Annotated in this window: 12 protein-coding genes; 10 read left to right on the forward strand and 2 right to left on the reverse strand. The window is 27.1% G+C overall.

The annotated features are described in order from the left end of the window. Window positions 1-6 precede the first annotated feature (6 nt). Genes ACRCZX_RS03425 through ACRCZX_RS03450 form a run of 6 tightly spaced genes read left to right on the forward strand, consistent with a single transcriptional unit; the run spans window position 7 to window position 5,824 of the window. A complete protein-coding gene (locus tag ACRCZX_RS03425; protein WP_438581539.1) occupies window positions 7-1,086 on the forward strand; it encodes an LptF/LptG family permease in 1,080 nt (359 codons plus the stop codon). Next, window positions 1,083-2,162 carry an LptF/LptG family permease gene (locus ACRCZX_RS03430; protein ID WP_438581540.1) on the forward strand — a complete coding sequence of 360 codons (1,080 nt, stop codon included), beginning with the start codon at window positions 1,083-1,085 and terminating at the stop codon, window positions 2,160-2,162. Before ACRCZX_RS03425 ends, ACRCZX_RS03430 begins: the two co-directional genes overlap by 4 nt. 8 nt (window positions 2,163-2,170) lie before the next feature. Beyond that, window positions 2,171-3,394 (forward strand): M16 family metallopeptidase, encoded by a 1,224-nt coding sequence (locus ACRCZX_RS03435; protein ID WP_438581541.1) that lies wholly within the window; start codon window positions 2,171-2,173, stop codon window positions 3,392-3,394. A 10-nt stretch (window positions 3,395-3,404) separates the two neighbouring features. After that, window positions 3,405-3,845 carry a dUTP diphosphatase gene (gene dut / locus ACRCZX_RS03440; RefSeq protein ID WP_438581542.1) on the forward strand — a complete coding sequence of 147 codons (441 nt, stop codon included), beginning with the start codon at window positions 3,405-3,407 and terminating at the stop codon, window positions 3,843-3,845. Window positions 3,846-3,854: 9 nt separating this feature from the next. Then, on the forward strand, window positions 3,855-4,958 hold the full coding sequence (gene rodA, locus ACRCZX_RS03445; protein WP_438581543.1) for a rod shape-determining protein RodA: 1,104 nt from the start codon (window positions 3,855-3,857) through the stop codon (window positions 4,956-4,958). After that, complete coding sequence (locus ACRCZX_RS03450) at window positions 4,958-5,824, forward strand: RluA family pseudouridine synthase (protein ID WP_438581544.1); 867 nt, start codon at window positions 4,958-4,960, stop codon at window positions 5,822-5,824. The genes rodA and ACRCZX_RS03450 overlap by 1 nt, the downstream gene beginning before the upstream one ends. A gap of 19 nt (window positions 5,825-5,843) precedes the next feature. Here the strand turns inward: ACRCZX_RS03450 and ftsZ are convergent, their stop codons facing one another. Together ftsZ and ACRCZX_RS03460 are read right to left on the reverse strand one after the other, a co-directional pair. Further along, window positions 5,844-6,803 carry a cell division protein FtsZ gene (gene ftsZ, locus ACRCZX_RS03455; RefSeq protein ID WP_438581545.1) on the reverse strand — a complete coding sequence of 320 codons (960 nt, stop codon included), beginning with the start codon at window positions 6,801-6,803 and terminating at the stop codon, window positions 5,844-5,846. A 77-nt stretch (window positions 6,804-6,880) separates the two neighbouring features. Then, entirely contained in the window at window positions 6,881-7,495 is a 615-nt protein-coding gene (locus tag ACRCZX_RS03460) for a histidine phosphatase family protein (protein WP_438581546.1), read from the reverse strand. Between the two features lie 89 nt (window positions 7,496-7,584). Between ACRCZX_RS03460 and kdsB the strand changes: the two genes are divergently transcribed. The 4 genes from kdsB to ACRCZX_RS03480 all read left to right on the forward strand — a co-directional run. After that, window positions 7,585-8,322: a 3-deoxy-manno-octulosonate cytidylyltransferase gene (kdsB, locus tag ACRCZX_RS03465; RefSeq protein ID WP_438581547.1), complete on the forward strand. Its 738-nt coding sequence runs from the start codon at window positions 7,585-7,587 to the stop codon at window positions 8,320-8,322. Then, the gene (locus ACRCZX_RS03470; protein WP_438581548.1) at window positions 8,322-9,914 is read left to right on the forward strand and encodes a SpoIID/LytB domain-containing protein; all 1,593 of its coding nucleotides are present in this window, start codon (window positions 8,322-8,324) and stop codon (window positions 9,912-9,914) included. The genes kdsB and ACRCZX_RS03470 overlap by 1 nt, the downstream gene beginning before the upstream one ends. Before the next feature lie 93 nt (window positions 9,915-10,007). Beyond that, window positions 10,008-10,640, forward strand: a complete 633-nt coding sequence (locus ACRCZX_RS03475; RefSeq protein WP_438581549.1) for a TetR/AcrR family transcriptional regulator — start codon at window positions 10,008-10,010, stop codon at window positions 10,638-10,640. After that, the coding region (locus tag ACRCZX_RS03480; RefSeq protein WP_438581550.1) for a TolC family protein at window positions 10,637-10,952 on the forward strand (316 nt) is incomplete at its 3' end. The genes ACRCZX_RS03475 and ACRCZX_RS03480, both read left to right, overlap by 4 nt.

The raw sequence follows: 10,952 nt of genomic DNA on the forward strand, positions 1-10,952 counted from the left end.
TGAGAGATGAAAATAATTGAAAAATATATATTGGGAGATGTAAAAAAACCAATAATATTTGGAGTATCTCTATTTACATTTATTTTTTTAATTGAAATAATAGTTTCTCTTATGGAAAATATAATTGTAAAAGGGATATCTTTAATTGATGTATTAAGAATATTATCATTCTATCTTCCTCCAATTTTATCTCAAACAATACCTATGGGAGTATTTTTAGGAGTCATGATAACATTTTCTAAATTTACAAGAACTAGTGAAGTGACAGCTATGAGTTCTATTGGGATGTCATTAAAAGATATACTGAAGCCAATAATAATATTGGCTTCAGTAATAACTCTTTTTATATTTTTTTTACAAGAAAGTATTATTCCAAGATCATTTCGTAAGTTAGAAGAAATTTCAATAAAAATAGCTTATGAAAACCCTGTATTTCAGTTAAAAGAAAGAATATTAATAGATGAAGTAGAAGAGTATAACTTATATATTGATAATATTGAAAGAAAAACAGATGAAGCTAATAACGTCTTGATATTCCAAAAAGATGATAAAAGCAATTATCCAACAATTTTGTTAGGAAATAAAGCTTATTGGAAAGATGTCAATATGGTATTAGAAGAATCAAAATTTTATACATTTAATCAAGATGGAACACTAAAAATAGAGGGTGAATTCAGCCAAAAAAAAATCCCATTAAGTTCATATTTTCAAGAGATGAATATAGAAGTTAAGGATATTGAAGCTATGCCGATAAAAAAACTATTTAATAGTTTGAAAGAAAAAACTGAAAAAGAAAAAATTCCATTCTTAGTAGAAATAAATAGAAAAATAGCAATTCCATTATCAACAATCGTTTTAGCGATATTAGGAGTCGTATTATCAGTAGGTCATCATAGAAGCGGAAAAGGAACTAGTTTTGGAATAAGTTTAGGAATTATATTTACTTATATTGTATGTTTAAATGTAGGGATGGTAATGGCTAACAAAGGTGTTGTATCACCATATGTTGGAGTTTGGTTGCCTAATCTTTTATTAGTTTCTGGAACACTGCTTATATACAGAAGGAAATCAGGTGGTGCTAGATGAAAAAGTTAGATATATATATAAGCAAAAATTTTATCAAGTCATTTTTATTAAGTTTAATAGCTTTTATAAATATATTTATTTTAAGCCAACTATTTAAAATAATTAGATATATAACAGAAGGAAGAATGACAATACTTCAATCACTAACTTATATTTTATACTTACTACCTAAAATATTTATAGAGGTAACTCCATTAGCAATACTTTTAGGTTCTTTAATGTGTATAAATAAAATGGCATCTAATTTAGAAATTATATCTTTAAAAACATCAGGAATAAGTTTTAGAAGAATTGTAAGATATCCAATAATAATATCATTATTAATATCTTGTATTGTATTTCAAGTTATGAATAAAGTTTATCCTTCAACACTACTTAAGAGTAGAGCTTTAAGAGCAGGAAGAGAAATTTCTGAAAGGGTAATGCCAATTACTAAAAAGAATGCTTTTTTAAGAACAGAAGAAAATATAGTTTATTATATAAAAAATATTGATAGAGTTAAAAATAGTGCTGAAACATTGCAAATAATAAAATTAGATAAAGATTTTAAAAATATAGAAGAGATTATTACCGCTAAAAATGCAGAGTTTGATTCAAATAAAAATATTTGGAAACTTAAAGAAGTTGTAATAAACAATTTTAAAAACAAAACTCAAAAAACTAAAAAGAATTATGAAGATATTACTTTGAATAAAAATCCGAGTGAATTCATAACTATTCAAGGTGACCCAGATGAATTAACCAATGCTGAAATAGCATCAGCAATTAGAAATATTCGTACAACAGGTGGAGATGTAAAAGAGCCAATGTCAGTTTTAGGAAAAAGATATTCTTTTCCTTTTGCTAGTTTTATAGTTTCATTTTTAGGATTATCTTTAGGAAGTAGATATGTAAGAGGAGCTTCAGCTATAAGTATTGCATTAAGTGTAGGACTTGGATATTCGTACTATATAGTGCAAGCATCATTTGAAGCATTAAGTGTAAATGGTATATTAAATCCATTTATAAGTGGATGGATTCCAAATGTTATATTTTTAGGTTTAGGAATATATTTCATGAGGAAAGCCGAGTATTAAGGAGGAGCATGAGCATAATAGTTGAGAAATTAGATAACGGAATCACATTGTTAACTGAAGATATAAAGAGTATAAATACTGCAAGTATAGGATTTTTTGTAAGAGCTGGAGTAAAAAATGAATTACCTGGAGAAGAGGGAATATCTCACTTTATAGAGCACTTATTGTTTAAAGGAACTACTAATAGGTCAGCAAAACAAATTTCTGAAGAAATTGATGATGAAGGTGGAATGATAAACGCATATACAAGTGTTGAAAATACAGCATACTACATTCAGATGACATCAAATACTTTGCATACAGGAATAGATATATTAAATGATATGTTTTTAAATTCAACTTTTACAGAAGAGAATATAGAGAAAGAAAGAAATGTAATAATAGAAGAGATAAGAATGTACGAAGATATACCTGAAGAGGTAGTACATGAAGAAAATTTAGAGTTTGCAATTAATGGAGTACAAAGTCAAAAAATAGCAGGTAGCTTAGAAAGCTTAAAGAAAATAGATAGAGCTGCTATTTTAAAGTATTTTAATGATTTATATAAACCAGAAAATATTATAATTTCAGTAGCTGGAAACATAGATTATAAAAATGTTTATAATCAGTTGAACAAAGGTATTGGACAATTAAAAGATAATAGTACTGAAAGAAGCTACAATGGAGAGATGTTTATAAATTCAGGTGAAAAGATAATTAATCAAGATACAAATCAAGTTCATCTTTGTGTAAATACTCCAGGTGTTTCTAATAAAGCTGTTGGAAAAGTTGCAATGTCTGTTATTTCAAATGTTTTAGGTGGAAATATGAGTTCTAGACTTTTCCAAAAGATTAGAGAAGAAAGAGGACTTGCATATTCAGTTTACTCTTATACATCTAACTTTGATGAAGGAGGGTTATTTACAGTATATGCTGGAACAACTCATGAAGATTACAAAGAAGTTATCTCTATAATTGAAGAAGAATTAAAAGAGTTAAAAGAAAATGGAATTACAGAAAAAGAGTTGAATAGATCTAAAAATCAATTTCTAAGTATGGTAACTTTTGGACTTGAGAGTAGCAAGGGTAAGATGACTAGAATGGCTAGTTCATATTTTGTTTATGGTTATGTAAGAGATATTGAGACTGTAATTAAAGAGATACAAGATGTAAATTTAGAAGATATCAGAAAAGTTGCAAGAGAAATATTTGATGAAAGCAGATTATCTAAAACAATTTTAGGGAATCTTTAAGGGAGATAAAATGGAAAACATTATTGTTAAGTTAGTTTTAGAAAATGGCGTAGAATCACCTAAATATATGACAGAGGGTGCAGCTGGAATGGATGTTCAAGCTAATATACCTGAGGCAATTATATTAAAAACTTTAGAAAGAAAATTAATTCCAACAGGAATCAAAATGGAAATACCATATGGTTATGAGGTTCAAGTAAGACCTAGAAGCGGTTTGGCTTTAAAACATGGAATAACTTTAGTAAATACTCCAGGTACGATAGATTCAGACTATAGAGGTGAAGTGGGAGTAATACTTATAAATCTTAGTAATGAAGAGTTTGTTGTTAATCCAGGAGAGAGAATAGGTCAGCTAGTTCTACAAAAAGTTTATAAAATGGAGTTTGAAAAGGTTCAGGAGTTATCTAAAACCGTTAGAGCTGAAGGTGGCTTTGGGCATACAGGAAAGTAGGAGAATCAAATGGGAAAAAATCATGATTTAGTAGTTACTATGAAAAGAATAAAAAAGATGAAAAATATGATTTTGTATATTGCTTTATGCATAGTAGCAATAAGTTTGTTAACTGTTTATAGTGCAACAATCCATAAGGGAACATCATTTTTTTATAAAGAAATAATGTGGATAGGATTAGGAATAGTGACATACTTTATATTTTCATTTATAGATTATAGAATCTATGGAAAATACTATAAAGTAATTTATCTTGTAAATACAATACTTTTAGTATCGGTTTTTATTGTTGGTGATAAAAGACTTGGAGCACAGAGATGGTTAGATTTAGGATTCATAACAATACAACCTTCGGAATTTTCAAAACTTTTAATTGTTTTAACATTTTCTGAAGTTTTAGCAACTAAATTTAATAACAAATTTATAGGTTTAAAAAATATTATAGCAACAGCATTACACATAATTCCTATTTTTTTACTTATAGCAGCCCAACCAGATTTAGGAACATCACTTGTTATAATATTTTTATATCTAGTATTAGTTTTTATGAATGGTATAGATTGGAAAACAATAATTTTAATGGCAATCACAGGAATAACAATGGTACCAATAGGTTATTTTTTTCTTTTAAAAGATTACCAAAAAGAAAGAGTGTTAACGTTTTTGAATCCCGAAGCTGATTTACTAGGAAGTGGATGGAATGTAACGCAATCAATGATAGCTGTTGGATCAGGTGGAGTTTTTGGAAAAGGATTTTTACAAGGAACACAAAGTAAATTGAGATTTTTGCCAGAATCACACACAGATTTTATAGCGGCTGTATTTTTAGAAGAAAGAGGTTTAATAGGAGGATGTGTACTTCTAGCTTTGTATTCATTACTTTTATGGAGAATATTTAGAATAGGAGATAAATCTGAAAATCATGGGAAGTTTATAGCTTATGGGATATCATCAATTTTCTTTTTCCATATAGTTGTAAATATAGGAATGGTTACAGGAGTAATGCCAGTAACAGGTCTTCCACTTTTACTTATGAGCTATGGAGGTACATCATTTTTATTTGCCTTTGCTATGTTAGGAATAGTTCAAAGTATAAATGTTTATAAGGAGTAATGATGGAATATATTATAGATTCTAGTTTTAATGATGCTAGATTAGATAGATTTTTAAGAAAGAAATATGAAAATACTCCTTTAACAGAAATTTTTAAAGGCATAAGAACTGGAAAAATAAAAGTTAATGGAAAAAAATCAAAAGAAAATTATAGATTAAAAGAAGGAGATATTATTAAAGTTTTAATATCTGGTGGAGAAACAGAAGAAAAAAAATTAATGAAAATTTCAGAAAAAGATATGGATTCTTTGAAAAAAGGAATTGTTTACGAAGATGAAAAAGTAGTTATTTTTAACAAAGAAGCAAATATGGTTATGCATAAAGGAAGTGGACATGACTATGGACTTTCAGAGCTTTTTAAAAGTTATTATAAAACAGATGAGTTTAACTTTGTAAATAGAATAGACAAATCTACATCTGGATTAGTAATAGGAGCTAAAAATTTAAATGTAACTAGAGAGTTAGCTCAAGAAGTTAGAGAAGGAAATACAGATAAAAAATATTATATTCTTGTGAATGGAATAGTATCTAAAAATGAATTTACTTTAAAAACTTATTTGAAAAAAGAGGATACAAAAGTAGTTGAATTAGAGTCTTATGAACCAGGAGCTAAAGAGAGTATATCTTATTTTAAAGTTTTAAAAAGAGGAAAAAAGAATACAATATTAGAAGCAAAGCTAGAAACTGGAAGAACTCATCAGCTAAGAGTGCAACTTTCAAGCTTAGGGCACCCCATAGTTGGGGATGGCAAATATGGAAAAGCAGGTAAAAGCATGTTTTTATTCTCATACTACTGTGAAATTCCAAAATATAAATTAAAAATAGAATTACCATTACCAGAAAAGTATTTAGAAAGATTGGATTAAAAAAAGGGGCTTTGAAATTTCAAAGCCCCTTTTTTTTATCACAAAACGAATTTGCTACTAAAATAACTTTTAATGTATCTACAGAATCATTATCAATAGACACACCTAATAAAACATCATCAATTTCATTTGCACATTTTTGTTTTATAGTATCTACAATAATACTTGACTCGATAAGATTTAAATTTTTAGGACCAACAATATTAACTAAAAATTTTTGAGCACCAAAGATACTTCTTTCAAAAAGAGATGAATCAATAGCAGAGATAGCTGCTTTATATGCTCTGTTTTCACCAGTACCTTCTCCAAATCCTAAAATAGCTTCTCCAGAATTTAAAAGTAGAGATTTAATATCCGCAAAATCTAGATTGATAAAACCTTTTGCGAGCATTAAATCTGTCATACCTTTTACAGCAGTAAGTAAAATAAAATTACTTTTTTTAAAAGCTTCTTTAACTGTTATATTTTGATTTGAATTTTGAAGAAGTTTATCATTTGGAATAACAATTAGTGAATCAACAAAAGGTTCAAGATTACTAATTCCAATTTCAGCTATCTTCATTCTTCTTTTACCTTCAAATGAAAATGGTCTCGTAACTATTGCAACAGTTAGAATATTCATCTCTTTTGCGAGTTTAGCAATAGCAGGAATAGCAGAACTTCCAGTTCCACCTCCCATAGTTGATGTTAAAAATAAAAAATCAGTTCCTTTGAGAATTTTTTTTATAAATGGCAGGCTTTCTTTTACCGCTTTTTCGCCAAGTTCCAAATTTCCACCACAGCCAAGTCCTTTCGTAGTAGAAACTCCAAGTTGTATTTTATGTAGCGTTTTAGAATTGTTTAAATCTTGTAAATCAGTATTGAGTGCAAAAAAATCAACTTCATCAATTTGTGAAGCGATAATTTCATCGATAGCATTTATACCACCACCGCCAATACCCATAACTTTTATATTTACATTTAATTTGTTATTTTTCAAAAAGTCACCCCCTTTAATCAAATAAGTAACAATAATATTTTAATACTACATAAAATCATATGTGTCAATATTTAAAATTATTTTAAATGTTCAGTATCAGAGAATTTTATAATTTTAAATTTTTCTGAATCGTATTGAACAAGAGTTGTACTTGTATTTTCAGGTATAGGCTGTTTTGAGAATTCATCTATTCCTTTGTTATTTATCAAAGTGAAAAGAGCTTTTAAAGTCACACCATGACTAACTACTAGTATATTCCCATCAATATTTTCAGAAATAAGTTTATTTAAACCTTTCCGAACTCTTTTTAAAATTTCATTATAACTTTCACCATTATATGCTACTGGATTATATTCACTAGCATTATGCCAAAAATTATGATATTCAATTGGATAGTTTTTTTCAAACTCAACTCTTGCAATTCCTTCAACTTTACCCATGCTAATTTCTTTAAACTCTTCAATTGGGAATATTTCTAAATTTCTATCTCCTAAAATCAATTTAGTTGTTTCAATAGTTCTTCCTAAAGGTGATGAATAAACTTTATTAAATTCAATATTTTTTAAATGTATAGAAAGTTTTTTGGCTTGTTCAATTCCTAAACTAGTTAAAGGAGAATTTGAACTCCCTTGAAAAATCTTTAATGTATTCCAAACTGTTTCACCGTGTCTTACAAAATAAATATGTAGCATAAATTTCTCCTTTTTAATTATAAAGTTCTTTTTTTTAAAATGAAATTCTTGTATAATCTTATTATACATTGAATTTTGGAGGTTGTAAAATGAAGTTTTTAGGAGTAATACCAGCAAGATATGAATCAACAAGATTACCAAAGAAACCATTGAAGGATATTTGTGGTCATACTATGATTGAATGGGTTTATAAAAGGGCTTTAAAATCTAATTTGGATAAAGTTATAGTAGCAACAGATTCAGTAGAAGTTTTTGATGAAGTAAGTAGTTTTGGCGGAGATGTTATTTTAACATCTGAAAATCATTTAAATGGAACTAGCCGAATAGCTGAGGTTTGTGAAAAGATAACTGATTATGATGTAATCATAAACATTCAAGGAGATGAACCATTAATTGAAGGGGATATGATCAATTCTTTAATAAATATATTTAAAGAAGAAGAGAAACTTCAGATGGCTACATTAAAACATAAGCTATTAAAAAAAGATGATATAGAAAATCCTAATTTTGTAAAAGTAGTTACAGATAAAAAAGATTATGCAATATATTTTTCAAGAAGTGTAATCCCTTATCCTAGAAATGAAAATTGGGACATATATTTTAAGCATGTCGGAATATATGGATATAAAAGAGAGTTTGTTTTAGAATATTCAAAATTAGAAAGTACACCTTTAGAAAATTCAGAATCTCTAGAACAGCTAAGAGTTTTAGAAAATGGTTATAAAATAAAAGTTTTAGAAACTCCTTATGAAATTATAGGTGTTGATACACAAGCTGAGCTTGATAAAGTTAGAAAATATATTGTTGAAAAAGGAATAAAAATATAATGAATATGAAAAAAATAAAAAATACATTGTTGATAAGTTTAAGTTTATTAGTTCTAGGATGTAGTAATAGTTCTAAAAAAGATGATTATTCTAATTCTACTAATCTAAAAATAACGAAATCTAAAAAAAATAGCATTCAGAAAAAAAGTAACTTAAAAGGCGATAGGGTAGATTTATATGGGCAGTATAAAAAAGATCATGTTCCTATAGCAAAACCAATTACATACTTAAAGTATGTTAATGATTTAGAATTTCCTAAAGCTCCGTTTAAAACTTATTCTGAAAATGAATTTTTATCTTTTTATAAAAATACAAAAGTAAAAGGTTATGGTGATAATTCAGTTTATTGGAGATGGAAGCTGAGTTTGACTAAAAAAGAATTGAATAACATTCTTAATAAAAACTTACTTTCACTGTCAAAGAGAAGACCGAAGGAGGTACTAACATATTCAAAAGGTGAATGGATATCTAAATCTTTACAACTAAATCCAGTAGGAGACTTAATAGATATTAAAATTTTAGAAAGAGGAAAATCTGGCTTAGTTATAAAATTATTAGTGAAAGGAACTAAAGGACAATATGTAGTAGCAAAAGAGGGGAATGTAAGAAGTCTTTTGGGAGTGAGTAAGAGTAGTGTAAATTCTACAATAAATATATATGGAGCAAAAGGTGGAAGCGTAAAACATTCAGATAAACCTATATCAAAAAATCCTTCGTTGCTACCTTCAGCATTTTTAGCCATGGAAAAATTATCAAATGGGAATTATAATATTTATGGTGGAGGATACGGTCATGGAGCAGGTATTCCTCAATGGTCAGCTATGGATTTAACAAAAAATAAAGGCTACTCATATAAACAAGTTTTACAAAGATATTATTTTAATACAAAATTGAAAAATATAAAATCTATAGATGGATTAACTCAAAAAATAAAAGTTGGAATTATGACAAGTGAATTTAAAAGTTTAAATCACAAAAAAATATCAATGTATTCTTCTGGAAGTATAAAAATAAAAAATAAAAGTAGTAATTTAACAATATCTCCTAATCATTTTGTAGATTTTATAACTAAAAATGGTTTTATTGAAGTTATAGTTGAAGGTAAATTAAAAATGAAAACAAAAAATCATATTAGTATAACTTCAAATAGAATGATTTCATTAACTAATGTAAAAAGAAATGTTAAAAATAATAAATATCCAACATATAGAGGAAATTTTGAAATAAGATTAGTAGATTTAGATAAATCACTAAATTTAATAAATGAAATAGGAATAGAGGATTATTTAGTTCAAGTTGTTCCAAGTGAAATGCCTAAGAGTTTTGGATTAGAAGCTTTAAAAGTTCAGGCTATAGCTGCAAGAACATATGCTGCTAAAGATATTTTGAAGCATAGATATTCTAAATTAGGATTTCATATATTAGATAGCACTCAAAGTCAAGTATATAATAATTTAGATGAGAATGATATTTCTGATAAAGCTGTGAAATCAACAAAAGGACTTATCTTGGTACATGAAGATAAACCAATTGATGCAAAGTATTATTCAACTTCATCTGGATTTAATTCTAACGCACATAATATATGGTAAAATAAAAAAGTATTGACTAATTAGTTATTATAGAATAGAATGTAAAATGACTAACTAGTCATTTTAAAAATTAACTTTTATTAAGGAGAGCAGATGAATAAAAAAATCAAGATTTTAGAAGCAGCTAAAGATGTTCTTTTGAAAAAAGGTGTTTTTAAAACAAGAGTTGAAGATATAACAAATCACTTAGGAATTGCTAAGGGAAGTTTTTATACATATTTTAAATCTAAAGATGAGCTTTTAGGAGAGATAATAGATAGTGTTTATAAGCTAAGAGAGGTTGAACTAAGAGAGCTGATAAATAAGCCATCAGATTATCAAAAAAATTTAACAGCATTTATAATGAAAAGATTTATAATATCGTCTGAAAACTTAAAGTTATATTTAATATTAATAAATTTAACTAGAAATTTAGAACATTTAACACCTATTTTAAGAGAAAAACTTATTAATATTGAGTTTTTAAATCGAAAACTATTGAAAAAAATAATTGAGAATATTCCAGATGTAAACTATTCAGAAAAAGAGATAAATACAATGATAATTTTTATTTTAGGTGGAATAAAGTCTTACAGAATGGAGAGACTATTCTATAAAAATGCAGAAGATTATTTTATAAGTGATATAGAAGAGTTTAAAGAAAGAATGCAGGAGATAGATTTAGAAGAAGAGGTTAAGTTAGTGGTAAATACAATTTTAAAATTATTAATAGGGGGCAAAAAATGAAAAAGTTATTAGGATTATTAATTTTACTTTCAACAGTAGCGTTTTCTAGAGAGTTAACATTAGAAAGTGCAATTGATTTAGCTTTAGAAAATGGAAAAACAATAAAATCAGCAGAATTTTCTAAAGAAAATGCTAATTTGAATGTAAAAAGAGCTTTTAAAGCAGCGTTACCGACAGTGACTTACAATGGTCAGTATCAGATGTCAGAGCATACAAAAAGATCTATGAATGACATGAATTCAGACGAAAAAACAGGTTATACTCAAACCTTAGGAGTATCACAACCATTATTTAGAGGTGGAGCAATAACAG

It is taken from the genome of Cetobacterium sp., from assembly GCF_051658645.1.
Classification (GTDB): Bacteria; Fusobacteriota; Fusobacteriia; order Fusobacteriales; family Fusobacteriaceae; genus Cetobacterium_A.

Bases quoted from the DNA above. Each gene is read 5' to 3' on its own strand.
- ACRCZX_RS03425 (WP_438581539.1), top strand. From the start codon at position 7: ATGAAAATAATTGAAAAATATATATTGGGAGATGTAAAAAAACCAATA.
- ACRCZX_RS03430 (WP_438581540.1), top strand. From the start codon at position 1,083: ATGAAAAAGTTAGATATATATATAAGCAAAAATTTTATCAAGTCATTT.
- ACRCZX_RS03435 (WP_438581541.1), top strand. From the start codon at position 2,171: ATGAGCATAATAGTTGAGAAATTAGATAACGGAATCACATTGTTAACT.
- dut (WP_438581542.1), top strand. From the start codon at position 3,405: ATGGAAAACATTATTGTTAAGTTAGTTTTAGAAAATGGCGTAGAATCA.
- rodA (WP_438581543.1), top strand. From the start codon at position 3,855: ATGGGAAAAAATCATGATTTAGTAGTTACTATGAAAAGAATAAAAAAG.
- ACRCZX_RS03450 (WP_438581544.1), top strand. From the start codon at position 4,958: ATGATGGAATATATTATAGATTCTAGTTTTAATGATGCTAGATTAGAT.
- ACRCZX_RS03460 (WP_438581546.1), bottom strand. From the start codon at position 7,495: ATGCTACATATTTATTTTGTAAGACACGGTGAAACAGTTTGGAATACA.
- kdsB (WP_438581547.1), top strand. From the start codon at position 7,585: ATGAAGTTTTTAGGAGTAATACCAGCAAGATATGAATCAACAAGATTA.
- ACRCZX_RS03470 (WP_438581548.1), top strand. From the start codon at position 8,322: ATGAATATGAAAAAAATAAAAAATACATTGTTGATAAGTTTAAGTTTA.
- ACRCZX_RS03475 (WP_438581549.1), top strand. From the start codon at position 10,008: ATGAATAAAAAAATCAAGATTTTAGAAGCAGCTAAAGATGTTCTTTTG.